Source organism: Bacillus atrophaeus (assembly GCF_001584335.1).
In the GTDB taxonomy this organism is placed as follows: Bacteria; Bacillota; Bacilli; order Bacillales; family Bacillaceae; genus Bacillus; species Bacillus atrophaeus.
In genome coordinates this window covers 1-12,682 of record NZ_LSBB01000020.1, presented here as the reverse complement: position 1 = coordinate 12,682, position 12,682 = coordinate 1, and the positions used below count along the sequence as shown (strand labels likewise).

11 protein-coding genes, 16 tRNA genes, 1 rRNA gene and 1 riboswitch are annotated in these 12,682 nt (G+C 44.2%); of the genes, 5 read left to right on the top strand and 23 right to left on the bottom strand.

All coding sequences use genetic code 11. The features are described from left to right. Window positions 1-24 precede the first annotated feature (24 nt). Genes AXI57_RS13700 through AXI57_RS13690 form a run of 3 tightly spaced genes read right to left on the bottom strand, consistent with a single transcriptional unit; the run spans window position 25 to window position 2,638 of the window. A complete protein-coding gene (locus tag AXI57_RS13700) occupies window positions 25-861 on the bottom strand; it encodes an ABC transporter permease (protein WP_087941859.1) in 837 nt (278 codons plus the stop codon). Further along, window positions 858-1,841, bottom strand: a complete 984-nt coding sequence (locus tag AXI57_RS13695; RefSeq protein WP_061670389.1) for an aliphatic sulfonate ABC transporter substrate-binding protein — start codon at window positions 1,839-1,841, stop codon at window positions 858-860. Before AXI57_RS13695 ends, AXI57_RS13700 begins: the two co-directional genes overlap by 4 nt. A gap of 29 nt (window positions 1,842-1,870) precedes the next feature. Continuing rightward, on the bottom strand, window positions 1,871-2,638 hold the full coding sequence (locus tag AXI57_RS13690; RefSeq protein ID WP_004430095.1) for an ABC transporter ATP-binding protein: 768 nt from the start codon (window positions 2,636-2,638) through the stop codon (window positions 1,871-1,873). A gap of 313 nt (window positions 2,639-2,951) precedes the next feature. Between AXI57_RS13690 and katA the strand changes: the two genes are divergently transcribed. Next, window positions 2,952-4,403 (top strand): catalase KatA, encoded by a 1,452-nt coding sequence (katA, locus tag AXI57_RS13685; RefSeq protein ID WP_061670388.1) that lies wholly within the window; start codon window positions 2,952-2,954, stop codon window positions 4,401-4,403. A 108-nt stretch (window positions 4,404-4,511) separates the two neighbouring features. Here the strand turns inward: katA and AXI57_RS13680 are convergent, their stop codons facing one another. From AXI57_RS13680 to AXI57_RS13670, 3 genes are all read right to left on the bottom strand, one after another. Continuing rightward, window positions 4,512-4,694 (bottom strand): FbpB family small basic protein, encoded by a 183-nt coding sequence (locus AXI57_RS13680; RefSeq protein WP_010788025.1) that lies wholly within the window; start codon window positions 4,692-4,694, stop codon window positions 4,512-4,514. Between the two features lie 300 nt (window positions 4,695-4,994). Beyond that, window positions 4,995-6,767, bottom strand: coding sequence for a phosphomethylpyrimidine synthase ThiC (gene thiC / locus AXI57_RS13675; RefSeq protein ID WP_061670387.1), 1,773 nt, complete (start codon window positions 6,765-6,767; stop codon window positions 4,995-4,997). A 140-nt stretch (window positions 6,768-6,907) separates the two neighbouring features. Beyond that, a riboswitch (TPP riboswitch) is annotated at window positions 6,908-7,017 on the bottom strand. A gap of 68 nt (window positions 7,018-7,085) precedes the next feature. Further along, window positions 7,086-7,781, bottom strand: a complete 696-nt coding sequence (locus tag AXI57_RS13670) for a Type 1 glutamine amidotransferase-like domain-containing protein (protein ID WP_061670386.1) — start codon at window positions 7,779-7,781, stop codon at window positions 7,086-7,088. 99 nt (window positions 7,782-7,880) lie between these two features. Here AXI57_RS13670 and AXI57_RS13665 point away from each other — a divergent pair, with 99 nt between their 5' ends. From AXI57_RS13665 to AXI57_RS13650, 4 genes are all read left to right on the top strand, one after another. Continuing rightward, window positions 7,881-8,648, top strand: coding sequence for a sporulation protein (locus tag AXI57_RS13665; protein ID WP_061670385.1), 768 nt, complete (start codon window positions 7,881-7,883; stop codon window positions 8,646-8,648). A gap of 94 nt (window positions 8,649-8,742) precedes the next feature. Then, window positions 8,743-8,967, top strand: a complete 225-nt coding sequence (locus AXI57_RS13660; protein ID WP_035175039.1) for a hypothetical protein — start codon at window positions 8,743-8,745, stop codon at window positions 8,965-8,967. Further along, window positions 8,964-9,323 (top strand): spore coat protein, encoded by a 360-nt coding sequence (locus AXI57_RS13655; protein ID WP_081112778.1) that lies wholly within the window; start codon window positions 8,964-8,966, stop codon window positions 9,321-9,323. Before AXI57_RS13660 ends, AXI57_RS13655 begins: the two co-directional genes overlap by 4 nt. A gap of 22 nt (window positions 9,324-9,345) precedes the next feature. Beyond that, the gene (locus AXI57_RS13650) at window positions 9,346-10,482 is read left to right on the top strand and encodes a zinc-dependent alcohol dehydrogenase (RefSeq protein WP_061670384.1); all 1,137 of its coding nucleotides are present in this window, start codon (window positions 9,346-9,348) and stop codon (window positions 10,480-10,482) included. Window positions 10,483-10,530: 48 nt separating this feature from the next. Here AXI57_RS13650 and AXI57_RS13645 read toward each other — a convergent pair. From AXI57_RS13645 to rrf, 17 genes are all read right to left on the bottom strand, one after another. Continuing rightward, window positions 10,531-10,612 (bottom strand) — tRNA-Leu (locus AXI57_RS13645). Window positions 10,613-11,077: 465 nt separating this feature from the next. Further along, window positions 11,078-11,166, bottom strand: a tRNA-Leu gene (locus AXI57_RS13640). 6 nt (window positions 11,167-11,172) lie between these two features. Continuing rightward, window positions 11,173-11,243: transfer RNA gene (locus AXI57_RS13635), tRNA-Cys, on the bottom strand. 5 nt (window positions 11,244-11,248) lie between these two features. Beyond that, a tRNA-Gly gene (locus tag AXI57_RS13630) sits at window positions 11,249-11,323 on the bottom strand. 47 nt (window positions 11,324-11,370) lie between these two features. Next, window positions 11,371-11,442 (bottom strand) — tRNA-Gln (locus AXI57_RS13625). Between the two features lie 9 nt (window positions 11,443-11,451). Next, window positions 11,452-11,527: transfer RNA gene (locus AXI57_RS13620), tRNA-His, on the bottom strand. A gap of 25 nt (window positions 11,528-11,552) precedes the next feature. Next, window positions 11,553-11,626 (bottom strand) — tRNA-Trp (locus AXI57_RS13615). A gap of 10 nt (window positions 11,627-11,636) precedes the next feature. After that, window positions 11,637-11,721, bottom strand: a tRNA-Tyr gene (locus AXI57_RS13610). An 18-nt stretch (window positions 11,722-11,739) separates the two neighbouring features. Further along, window positions 11,740-11,812 (bottom strand) — tRNA-Thr (locus AXI57_RS13605). 5 nt (window positions 11,813-11,817) lie between these two features. Then, window positions 11,818-11,893: transfer RNA gene (locus AXI57_RS13600), tRNA-Phe, on the bottom strand. A 15-nt stretch (window positions 11,894-11,908) separates the two neighbouring features. Beyond that, window positions 11,909-11,985 (bottom strand) — tRNA-Asp (locus AXI57_RS13595). A 39-nt stretch (window positions 11,986-12,024) separates the two neighbouring features. Then, window positions 12,025-12,101 (bottom strand) — tRNA-Met (locus AXI57_RS13590). 7 nt (window positions 12,102-12,108) lie between these two features. After that, window positions 12,109-12,184, bottom strand: a tRNA-Val gene (locus AXI57_RS13585). Between the two features lie 10 nt (window positions 12,185-12,194). Continuing rightward, window positions 12,195-12,266 (bottom strand) — tRNA-Glu (locus AXI57_RS13580). A 35-nt stretch (window positions 12,267-12,301) separates the two neighbouring features. Then, window positions 12,302-12,392 (bottom strand) — tRNA-Ser (locus AXI57_RS13575). A gap of 5 nt (window positions 12,393-12,397) precedes the next feature. Continuing rightward, window positions 12,398-12,472: transfer RNA gene (locus tag AXI57_RS13570), tRNA-Asn, on the bottom strand. A gap of 9 nt (window positions 12,473-12,481) precedes the next feature. Next, window positions 12,482-12,597: ribosomal RNA gene (rrf, locus tag AXI57_RS13565) — 5S ribosomal RNA — on the bottom strand. Between the last annotated feature and the right edge of the window lie 85 nt (window positions 12,598-12,682).

Genomic DNA, 12,682 nt, shown 5'->3' with positions numbered 1-12,682 from the left:
ATAACTCTCCCCTTCTATATGATTTCAGCCTTGATAGCTGTTTCTCCATTTTAATAACTTGCGCTCCAAGAAGCGGACGAATGAATCCGTAAGTTTGCCGACAACCGCAAAAATGATGATTCCGACAAATACTTTGTTCGTTTGCGAAAACTGTCTCGCATCCATAATCATATAACCGATGCCCTCGCTTGACCCCATCAGCTCCGCCACGACAAGCCCCAGCCAAGCAATTCCGAGCGATAAACGAATGCCAAGAAGAATACTCGGAAGCGCCGCCGGCAAAATCAATTTCGTCATCTGCCGGTACCAAGGAAACTCCAGCACTTTCGCCACATCAAACAGCTTTGAATCGACTCCGCGTATGCCTAAAAAGGTATTGATATAGACTGGAAAGAAGGCGCCGAGTGCAATTAAGAGAATCTTCGAAGTCTCATCAAAGCCAAACCATAAAATAAACAGCGGTGTCACTGCCAGATGCGGAACAGTTCTGAGCATTTGTAAGGACGGGTCAATGTAATGTTCTGTTTTCCTCGAGAATCCAACCAGCAATCCAATGAGCAAACCGAGCCCCGCGCCTGACAGAAAGCCTGCGGCCGCCCGGTACACACTGATTTTCAAATGCACGAACAGCTCTCCCGATACAATTAAATCTTTAAAAGTCAGGAGAATGACAAGCGGCGTCGGCAGGACGGTAGCAGACACAATCTCCATTGACCCTGCGATTTGCCACACCGCAATGATCACAAAGGGCAAAACCAACCCTTTTACCCAGCCATAGACGTTTTTGGCTGTGTTCTTCCGCTTTTGTGAGACATTTGTTTTCTGTAATGAACCGGCAGTTGTTGCAGCAGCTTTCATCATTTTTCACCTTCTTTTAACGCTTTTTTGATAAATGAATTATCCACTACTTCCTTCACATCAATTTTTTTATTAATCGCTTTTGTCCGGTATTGGAAATCCGCAGTTTCCTGCTGGGCCTTGATAATGTCATCATTGATGGCTTCATTCAGCGGCTCAGTATTGTTTAATACATTTTTCACTACCTCTTTATCTAAATTCTTTATGTCTGCATACAGATCTGCGGCTTCTTCTATATGTTTCTTTTGCCATGCCACCGCTTTATCGTAAACTTTCAAAAAGCGGACCACTTCATCAGGGTACTCATCGGCAAATGTCGTTCTGACCAGTGTAAAGCCCGGTGAATACAAATCCGTGCTTTCTCCGTTTGCGATGATTTTCGCCTCGTGCTTAAGCGTTTGTATAGACAGATACGGCTCCCAAATCGACCATGCATCCACAGCGCCGTTTTCAAAAGCGGACGTGGCTTCATCTGGCTGAAGCTGAATAATATTAACATCATCAGCAGAAAGCCCTGCCTGATCTAGAGCCTTATAGAGAAAGTCAAACCCGCTGCTTCCTTTGGCTACCGCTATCTTTTTCCCCTTCAAATCTTTCAGGTTATGAATGCTGCTGTTCTTTTTGACCAGAATCCCGTTAGCTTTCAAACCATCCTGAGACAGGCCGATTTCTTTAAAGCTGATGCCTGCTGCCTGACCGGAAATGACAGGTGAATTACCGACCTGTGAGAAATCGAGCTTATCAGCGGCAAGCCCTTCAAACTGGGGGGGCCCGCTTTGAAATTCCGTCCATTTCACTTTAATTCCTTCTTTTTCAAATGTCTCTTCAAACCAGCCTTTTTCCTTAGCAATCAAAAGCGGGCTTAAGCTCTGCTGAATTCCGATATTAATTTCCTTTAATTCTTTTTTTCCGCTTGCCCCGTCAGAGCCGCATCCTGCTAGTAGAAAAATAACTGCCGATAAAAGTATGAATGCTTTTTTCATGTCAGATTCCGCCCTTTCTTTTGCCGATTTTAAATCCCTGCTCCTTCTGCATATTGCAGGTCTTCTGTCTTTTCAAATTCTGATAGCACTTTCTGTCTGAGCAATTGAAAATCAGCCGTTGTCCGGTTTCGGGGATACGCTAGATCAATCGGCACCATTTTATGCAGTCTGCCCGGCTTGGCACTGAGAATCGCCAGCTCATTTCCTAAATAAACAGACTCGTCAATGTCATGTGTAACAAGTATCATCGTTGTCTTTTTCTCCCGCCAGATATCCAGGAGCACATCCTGAAGATGTTTTCTTGTAAAAGCGTCTAAAGCGCCAAACGGCTCATCTAAAAGCAGCACCTCTGGCTCCCTCAGCAAAGCTCTTGCAATGGCCACCCTTTGTGACATTCCCCCTGATAGTTCCCGGGGATACGCCTTCTCCGACCCTTTCAGCCTGACAATCTCTATTAGTTCATCTACTTTTTTTCTGACCTTTCGATCTTTCAAATTCAAATCTGCAGCGATATTCTGTTCGACTGTCATCCAAGGAAACAGCCGATGCTCTTGAAAAATGAAACCTTGCTGAATGCCGGGAGCCTTTATTTCTCTGTCGTTTATCATAATTTCGCCGTCATAGTCCGTGTCCAGTCCGGCAATCATTTTAAGCAGTGTGCTTTTACCGCATCCGCTCGGTCCGATCACCGTCAGAAATTCGCCCGGCGCGATAGATAAATGAATATGATCCAATACGTTTACTTTCCGGCCGTCGCTGATAAAAGATTTTTCATTAATGTGAATGGTTACAGCCATTATGCTCCCCGCTTTCTATTAATAATTGGATAAACAAAAAGGCCCCCATCTCAAGTTTTTATAGAGATGGGAGCCTTCGGTGGTCCGATCAGCTGCCTCAATGTCGATTTGAATGTAAATAACATGTTAATTCAAAGTATTCCGACATGTCAACTATTTTTTAAAAACTAAAACTTCTTATCCTCAACACGATCCCGCTGGTTAGCAGTATTACTCTTTTATAAAAATATTTATTTTATAATCATTATAAAATAATATTGACTTTTTTATAATAGATGGTATTATAACTTTATAAATTCCAAGAGGTGATGATATGAGTTCAAATAAACTTACAACTAACTGGGGCGCTCCGGTTGGAGATAATCAAAATTCAATGACAGCCGGTTCTCGCGGACCAACTTTAATTCAAGATGTACACTTGCTTGAAAAATTGGCCCATTTCAATAGAGAACGTGTTCCTGAGCGTGTTGTTCATGCTAAAGGTGCCGGTGCCCACGGTTATTTTGAAGTGACAAATGATCTGACTAAATATACAAAAGCGAATTTCTTATCAGAAGTCGGAAAACGCACACCGCTATTTGTACGTTTTTCTACAGTGGCCGGTGAACTTGGCTCTGCTGATACAGTACGCGACCCTCGCGGATTTTCAGTGAAATTATATACTGAAGAAGGGAACTATGACATCGTCGGTAACAATACCCCTGTATTCTTTATTCGCGATGCAATCAAATTCCCAGACTTCATTCATACACAGAAGAGAGATCCGAAAACACATCTAAAAAACCCTACCGCTGTATGGGATTTCTGGTCTTTATCCCCTGAATCACTTCATCAAGTCACCATCTTGATGTCTGATCGCGGAATTCCAGCTACACTGCGCCATATGCATGGTTTCGGAAGCCATACTTTTAAATGGACGAATGCAGAAGGCGAAGGCGTATGGATCAAATATCACTTTAAAACAGAACAAGGCGTGAAAAACCTTGATGTAAAAACAGCTGCAAAAATCGCTGGTGAAAATCCGGATTATCATACAGAAGATTTGTTCAACGCGATTGAAAACGGTGATTTCCCCGCATGGAAATTATATGTGCAAATCATGCCTTTAGAAGATGCAAATACGTATCGCTTCGATCCATTTGATGTCACAAAAGTATGGTCTCAAAAAGACTATCCGTTGATCGAAGTTGGACGCATGGTTCTTGACAGAAATCCTGAAAATTACTTTGCTGAAGTAGAACAGGCGACATTCTCTCCAGGAACATTGGTGCCGGGTGTCGATGTATCACCTGATAAAATGCTCCAAGGCCGTCTGTTTGCATATCATGATGCGCATCGCTATCGTGTGGGCGCGAACCATCAATCCTTGCCAATCAACCGTCCTCGCAATGAAGTGAAAAACTATCAGCGTGACGGCCAAATGCGCTTTGACAATAACGGCGGCGGTTCCGTATATTACGAGCCTAATAGTTTCAGCGGACCGACTGAATCACCTGAAGATAAACAAGCCGCATATCCGGTATCCGGCGTGGCTGACAGCGTAGGCTACGATCATAACGACCACTATACTCAAGCCGGCGATCTTTATCGCTTAATGAGCGAAGACGAGCGTACACGCCTTGTCCAAAACATCGTTGACGCGATGAAGCCGGTAGAAAAAGAAGAAATCAAATTGCGTCAAATCGAGCATTTCTACAAAGCGGATCCTGAATACGGAAACCGGATTGCGAAAGGGCTCGGCCTGCCGATTAAGAAAGAAGTTTGACCTTACAAAAAACCGCTGACAACGTGATCAGCGGTTTTTTTCATTCAAAAGATATTCTCATTTAACGGTTTGAATTGAAAAATGCATTTGCCTCAAAATAAAAGATAGTTATCTGGTTCCTGCATGTTTTTCATCAATTTTCATATAAATCTCCTCCATCTGATGTTCATTATTCAGAATCTCCCATTTGTTTTTTTCAATAAGCAACTCCAAACTTAACGTTTGTTTCTTATATTTTTTTCGTTTTTTCGGTTTTTTCCGCCCTGCCGGCACATATTTTTTAACTCCCATGACAAATTCCTCCCGATTCCACGCATGCCCGCTTATCAGATACAAAAAGGCCCTTATCTATGACAAAAGATAAGGGCCTTCGGTGATCCGATCAGCTTGAATATGGAAATATTTATTCATCATATTAATTCACACTATACCTACCTGTCAACTATAATTTAAGACAGCGGCACCTTAAATACAAACCTTATGACCAATCATTTCATCAAAGGGGTCCGACTGTACGCTTACCATTTATGGTTCGGACACAATAAAAAAACAGACGAAGATGCTTAAAGCTCCATCTTCATCTGTCGCCTTTTATTGATATAAATTGCTTCCCGTCTCTACGAACTCTTTTGCCTTTTCTTTTAATCCTTCATATATAGCTTCAGATTCATTAAGATTATTTTCCTTCGCATAATCCCGAATATCCTGTGAAATTCTCATACTGCAAAACTTCGGTCCGCACATCGAACAGAAGTGAGCCGTCTTTGCTCCTTCCGCAGGCAATGTTTCATCATGATATTCAATCGCCCTTTCAGGATCGAGGGAAAGGTTAAACTGATCACGCCAGCGGAATTCAAAGCGCGCTTTTGAAAGGGCGTCATCGCGTATTTGTGCTCCCGGATGCCCTTTTGCAAGATCAGCCGCATGAGCTGCAATTTTATAAGTAATTACCCCTTCTCTCACATCATCGCGATTTGGCAGCCCCAAATGCTCTTTCGGCGTGACATAGCACAGCATCGCAGTCCCGTACCAGCCGATCATCGCCGCTCCGATCGCTGATGTAATGTGGTCATAGCCCGGTGCAATATCCGTCGTCAGCGGCCCTAACGTGTAAAAAGGCGCTTCTTTACAGATTTCCATTTGTTTATCGACGTTCTCTTTGATTTTATGCATCGGCACATGGCCAGGCCCTTCAATCATCACCTGTACATCATGCTTCCACGCAATTTGCGTCAGTTCTCCAAGCGTCTCCAGTTCCGCAAACTGCGCCTCATCATTCGCATCCGCAATCGAACCAGGACGCAGACCGTCACCGAGGGAGAAAGCAATATCGTAAGCCTTCATAATTTCACAAATCTCTTCAAAATGAGTGTATAAGAAACTTTCTTGATGATGGGCCAGACACCATTGCGCCATAATTGCCCCTCCGCGTGATACTATACCCGTTGTACGCTTTGCGGTTAAAGGCACATATCGAAGCAAGACTCCCGCATGGATGGTAAAGTAATCAACGCCTTGTTCCGCCTGTTCAATCAATGTGTCGCGATACACTTCCCACGTTAAATCCTCAGCAACCCCATTCACCTTCTCAAGGGCCTGATAAATCGGCACTGTTCCCACCGGCACCGGGCAATTGCGGATGATCCATTCACGAGTCGTGTGAATATCCTTCCCGGTAGAAAGATCCATCATCGTATCCGCTCCCCAACGAATCGCCCATGTCATCTTTTCGACTTCTTCTTCAATTGACGAAGTGACCGCAGAATTCCCGATGTTCGCATTGATTTTCACATGGAAATTCCGCCCGATAATCATCGGCTCGCTTTCAGGGTGATTCACATTGGAAGGAATGATCGCACGTCCGCTGGCCACTTCATCTCTCACAAATTCCGGAGACACATGCTCACGAATCGCGATAAACTCCATTTCCGGTGTAATGATGCCTTTTTTCGCATAATGCATTTGAGTCACATTTTTTCCCGTTTTAGCCCGAAGCGGATTTCGTTTTAAGCCTGGATAGCTTTCATTTTGATTTGCTTTTTTATAGCCGTTGTCTTCCGGTTTAATGGCTCGTCCCTCGTATTCTTCCACATCACCGCGCCCTGAAATCCACTTATGGCGCAGTGGCTGCAAGCCGTCATGAATATTAATCTGTTGATTAGGATCAGTATAAGGGCCGCTCGTATCATATACACGAACCGGCGTATTTTCTTCCTCGCCGAACGATCCGGTGGTCGGACTCAAGCCGATTTCTCTCATCGGCACTTGGATGTCCGGTGAAGAACCCTCCACATATACTTTTTTGCTTCCGGAAAAACTCGACATAATGGAAATGTTAGCTTGCTGTACTGAATTGTTTTGCATGAATAATCCTTCCCCCTCTATAAGTTTGAAAGGACCAACCAAGCTTTAGCACCAGCACAAAAAAACCGCGCTCATATGTAAGAACCCGGTTTGGCAGTCAGTCATAAAGAAATATATTATCGCCCAAAAAAACAATAATAAAAACAATTCCTCTACTTCCCCACGCTGGTACGAACCAGATCAGGTCCAAAGGGTTAAGAAGCAAACACTTCTCTCTCAGCCCGTCAGACGGGCACCCCCAGTAACTATTGATTTCGCTTTCATCTTATCATAAATACAGAATCGAAGAAAGAGAAATGTAGAAAATATTCAGCTAATTTAACTTAAGTCATGAACCTGCAATGAAATTTCAGTTATTTCATTCTCATGTACTGTCACCCGATATGCCTGGGCGCCAGCTCTTGAACTCACAACCTGAAACAGTTGATTTCCTATAAAGTGCAAGGCCGCTCCATCATCCGCTGCATAGCCTTCGCTCAAAGACTTTTCTGAAATAAGCCTGTGAAACGCCGGTCTCCTCTCCTTCTCTCCATCATAATGAGGACAAAAGCTCCCTTGTAAAAACCCTAAGCCATTCAGGCCTGTTAACGGGCCATTCATCGAGTCAGTCACACCCTCTTTAAACCAGCAAATGGCTCCGGCGCTTAATCCTGATAAAATAACGCCTCTCTCCCACGCCTCACGCAATATATGATCTAATCCCCATTCTTTCCAAAGCACAAGTAAATTTCGGGTATTTCCGCCGCCGACGTATACAATATCCTGTTCACATATAAATGAAGCCAGATCTGTTGAAGGCGGTTTAAACAAGGATAAGTGGTCCGGCATACACTCAAGCTTTTGAAATGCATGATAAAACCGCTGAATATAGCTTTCGGAATCACCGCTCGCAGTCGGCAAAAAACATACCCGCGGTGCAGATTTTTTCGTTTGCTCCAAAAGATATTGATCAAGTAGCAGATGATCCGGCTCCATCGAAAAGCCGCCTCCGCCCATAGCTATAATTTGTTTCACAAAGCAACATCTCCTTCATTTAAAATAAATGAATCCAACCGATGTATAGACCGTATAATAGATGTCTTTCCATATGATAAGAAAAGAAGCCTTAAACACATGTCATTTTTTAAGAAACTGGCTGCAAGCGCAGGAATCGGAGCAGCAAAAGTGGATACGGTTTTACATAAGTCAAATTATAGTCCCGGAGAAATGGTAAGAGGCACTGTCCGTGTCAAAGGCGGAAGTATTGAACAGCAAATCCGTCATATTGAAGTCATTGTTAAAACAAAGTATAACATTCAAGAAGATGATAAAGCAGAGACAAAATATAAAACTGTGGCCTCCCATCGGGTGACAAATGAATTTATGATAGGTGCCGGGGAAGAAAAAGTTTTTTCATTCAGCTGCCGGCTGCCGCTTGATACACCCGTTACTATCGGCAAGACAAAAGTATTTCTCATGACTGATTTAGATATTGAAGGCGGCATCGATAAATCAGACTATGATTCGTTTCACGTCAATCTCCACCCTTGGATGAACAATGTATTACAAGCCCTGCAGGAAATTGGCTTTAGGCTCCATGAGGCGGACTGTGAACATGCCCCCTATTTCCGCCGGCGTCTGCCATTTGTGCAGGAATTTGAATTTATCCCGCATTCCGGACCTTACAAAGGGCTGCTCGATGAACTGGAAGCCGTATTTCACCTCCACGAAGACGGTCTAGAGCTTATTCTAGAAGCAGATCGAAAAGCAAGAGGCCTTGCGGGCTGGCTTGAAGAAATGTATAACGATGGTGAGCGGCTGACAGAGGTTTACTTTAGTGAAAATGAATTAGAAGCCCGCACAGACAGACTCGATCAGCTCATCAGCCGATACGCAGAATGAAGAAATGATCCCATATGGTTCGGGATCATTTTTATTTTGTATAAATGGTTTAAACAAGGAAAGAATACACGGGAATCCGGGAGGTGAACGTTGTATGGCACAAGACCGTTTGGCAAACCACGAAACAATGGAAACACATGAAATCCTTAATTTTAAAACCGTCTGCTTATTGAAGTCAAAAATGATGCAGGGACTTGTGTTTGATCAAGAACTGAGAGCACTCATGGAAAAAGACGTGCAGCAATCGATAAAAGATATTACTGAGCTGCAAGCTTTATATACAAAAGCCCCAACGAGAAACGGAGGTAACCTTCATTGAACGATTACTTAGATCCCCAAAACGCGAAAGGAATGCCTGATCTTGCTGATTCCGCACTGGCTCTCGATTTTTTAATCTCAGTAAAAACCGGAGTCAGAAATTACGCGGCAGCCATCACAGAAACGGCAAGCCCTGAACTAAGAGCCGCACTGCGCCATCAATTAGATGCCGCCATTCACTTACACGGGGAACTATCCAGCCTCATGATTGAAAAAGGGTGGCTTCATCCCGCTGATACGGACAAACAATTTCAATTGGATATGAAATCAGCCCAAACAGCGATTGATATTGCCGGTTTGAAGCTATTTCCCGACAATACGAACCGGCTTGGAACATTTGCCACACCCGATAACTAGACAGCCAGAGGAGACATGTTGAATGAAAGCAGTGACGTATCAAGGGATTAAAGATATACGAGTCAAAGAAGTGAAAGCCCCCGAAATCAAAAAATCAGACGATATCATTGTTAAATTAACGACTACAGCGATTTGCGGATCAGATTTACACTTAATTCACGGTATGATACCAAATTTTCCTGAAGACTATATTATTGGTCACGAACCGATGGGAATCGTTGAAGAAGCGGGTCCTGACGTCCATAAAGTAAAAAAAGGCGACCGCGTCATCATCCCGTTTAATGTCAGCTGCGGTGAATGTTTTTTTTGTAAAAATCAGTTAGAAAGCCAATGTGACAACTCAAACGCCAATGGAGAAATGGGCGCATATTTCGGATACTCCGACACAACCGGCGGCTATCCGGGCGGACAAGCTGAATATATGCGTGTGCCATACGCCAATTTCACCCCCTTCCGCATCCCTGATGACTGTGAAGTAGAAGATGAAAAATTAGTCCTGCTCTCAGATGCCATGTCCACAGCCTATTGGAGCGTGGATAACGCCGGGGTGAAAAAGGGAGATACCGTGATTATACTAGGATGCGGTCCGGTCGGGCTCCTGGCGCAAAAATTCGCCTGGCTGAAGGGTGCTGAAAGAGTCATAGCGGTCGACTATATTGACTACCGCCTTCAACATGCCAAACGGACAAATAACGTAGAGATCGTAAATTTCGAAAACGAACAAAACACGGGAAGCTATCTGAAAGAAATAACGCAGGGCGGAGCCGATGTGGTTATCGACTGCGTCGGGATGGACGGAAAAATGTCGCCGCTTGAATTTCTCGCCACAGGATTGAAGCTTCACGGCGGTGCAATGGGCGCACTCGTCATGGCTGCTCAAGCTGTCCGTAAATGCGGCACCATTCAAGTAACCGGAGCATACGGCATGAGATACAATGCTTTCCCATTTGGAGATATTTTTCAAAGGAACGTCAATATCAGAACAGGACAAGCGCCGGTTATCCATTACATGCCTTACCTATACAATTTAATTGCAGAAGGCAAAGTCGATCCCGGCGATATCATTACACATGTCTTACCCCTAGACCAAGCTAAAAAAGGCTACGAAGTATTTGACACCAAAACAGACGGGGCAATCAAAGTTCTTTTAAAACCATAAAAAAAGTCGGTATTTCATTTTCTGAAATACCGACTTTTTTCATTTTTATACCGGTGGTCGGGGTCGAACCGACACTCCAGAAGGAACACGATTTTGAGTCGTGCGCGTCTGCCAATTCCGCCACACCGGCAAGTATAATGTCCGTTTACAATTCGTATGTAACCGACAAATATAAATATATCATGCATTATCCAGAGAGTCAATAGATTTTTTTAAAAAAGTTTTTCTCAAATCTTTTATTAACTCAACATCACGGTTTCTTTAAACTCCTTTTCTTTAGAATAATACGAAAAAGAATTTGCATTATTACTCCAACTAATCTTAACCTCATTTATCTTTATATCTCATTTTGCAAATAAGTTAAAGCTTAGAATGTAATTATATGAAATAAAGAAAAACCTTTCTTTCCCACCGAAAATCATTAAGAAAGAAAAGCCCCCGCTGCGGTTAGGCGCTGATAAATGCCTTTATAGTACCAATAAAATCTAACAAAAAAGAGTAATCTACAGTTAGTAGATCACTCTTTATATAAGGTATACGTTTAAGTTCGATAGCAAAAATGCTGCAAACCAATTTAACATTTGTTAAGTTAAATTGGTGCCGAGGGCCGGACTTGAACCGGCACGGTAGTCACCTACCGCAGGATTTTAAGTCCTGTGTGTCTGCCAATTCCACCACCCCGGCAAAGAAAGGCGACACCCGGATTTGAACCGGGGATAAAGGTTTTGCAGACCTCTGCCTTACCACTTGGCTATGCCGCCATAATTGGAGCGGAAGACGGGATTCGAACCCGCGACCCCCACCTTGGCAAGGTGATGTTCTACCACTGAACTACTTCCGCATTTAAAGAACTTATAATAACATATGCAGTTGGTTTTAAAAATACAACTGGGCTAGCTGGATTCGAACCAACGCATGACGGAGTCAAAGTCCGTTGCCTTACCGCTTGGCTATAGCCCAATGATAATATGGGGCGATTGATGGGAATCGAACCCACGAGTGCCAGAGCCACAATCTGGTGCGTTAACCACTTCGCCACAACCGCCATAGTCTTAAGATGAATTATATAGTGGCAGGGGCAGTAGGAATTGAACCCACACCGGAGGTTTTGGAGACCTCTGTTCTACCTTTAAACTATGCCCCTAGAATAAAAATGGTGGAGGGGGGCAGATTCGAACTGCCGAACCCTGAGGGAGCGGATTTACAGTCCGCCGCGTTTAGCCACTTCGCTACCCCTCCATCTTATAAAAAACACAGTGCCGGCAAGAGGACTTGAACCCCCAACCTACTGATTACAAGTCAGTTGCTCTACCAATTGAGCTACACCGGCATAGGTGGTGGCTCGGGACGGAATCGAACCGCCGACACACGGATTTTCAGTCCGTTGCTCTACCAACTGAGCTACCGAGCCAAACTTTTTTAAAAATGGCGGTCCGGACGGGACTCGAACCCGCGACCTCCTGCGTGACAGGCAGGCATTCTAACCAACTGAACTACCGGACCATTTTAATGTACTCTGTTCTGAGTACTTATTTTAAAAATTGGTTGCGGGGGCAGGATTTGAACCTGCGACCTTCGGGTTATGAGCCCGACGAGCTACCGAACTGCTCCACCCCGCGATAATGATGGTGGAGGATGACGGGCTCGAACCGCCGACCCTCTGCTTGTAAGGCAGATGCTCTCCCAGCTGAGCTAATCCTCCATCATTTTAATGACCCGTACGGGATTCGAACCCGTGTTACCGCCGTGAAAGGGCGGTGTCTTAACCGCTTGACCAACGGGCCCTGATTGATTCATTTGAAATATGTATAAATAATAGTGGCGGAGAGCAAGGGATTCGAACCCTTGAGACGGGGTTACCGCCTACACGATTTCCAATCGTGCTCCTTCGGCCACTCGGACAGCTCTCCATTAATGGCTCCGCAGGTAGGACTCGAACCTACGACCGATCGGTTAACAGCCGATAGCTCTACCACTGAGCTACTGCGGAATGAAGTCTGCCTGGCGATGTCCTACTCTCACAGGGGGAAGCCCCCGACTACCATCGGCGCTGAAGAGCTTAACTACCGTGTTCGGTATGGGAACGGGTGTGACCTCTTCGCCATCATCACCAGACATTTTAGTGACAAATATCATTATACTATGTATTTCAGAAAAAGCAAGAGATTTTTAAAAAATTATTCTCTCAAAACTAGATAAC

Excerpts from the sequence above, each read along its gene's own strand:
- AXI57_RS13660 (WP_035175039.1), top strand. The coding sequence starts at position 8,743 with ATGGCACAAGACCGTTTGGCAAACCACGAAACAATGGAAACACATGAA.
- AXI57_RS13665 (WP_061670385.1), top strand. The coding sequence starts at position 7,881 with ATGTCATTTTTTAAGAAACTGGCTGCAAGCGCAGGAATCGGAGCAGCA.
- AXI57_RS13680 (WP_010788025.1), bottom strand. The coding sequence starts at position 4,694 with ATGGGAGTTAAAAAATATGTGCCGGCAGGGCGGAAAAAACCGAAAAAA.
- AXI57_RS13650 (WP_061670384.1), top strand. The coding sequence starts at position 9,346 with ATGAAAGCAGTGACGTATCAAGGGATTAAAGATATACGAGTCAAAGAA.
- AXI57_RS13690 (WP_004430095.1), bottom strand. The coding sequence starts at position 2,638 with ATGGCTGTAACCATTCACATTAATGAAAAATCTTTTATCAGCGACGGC.
- thiC (WP_061670387.1), bottom strand. The coding sequence starts at position 6,767 with ATGCAAAACAATTCAGTACAGCAAGCTAACATTTCCATTATGTCGAGT.
- katA (WP_061670388.1), top strand. The coding sequence starts at position 2,952 with ATGAGTTCAAATAAACTTACAACTAACTGGGGCGCTCCGGTTGGAGAT.
- AXI57_RS13695 (WP_061670389.1), bottom strand. The coding sequence starts at position 1,841 with ATGAAAAAAGCATTCATACTTTTATCGGCAGTTATTTTTCTACTAGCA.
- AXI57_RS13700 (WP_087941859.1), bottom strand. The coding sequence starts at position 861 with ATGATGAAAGCTGCTGCAACAACTGCCGGTTCATTACAGAAAACAAAT.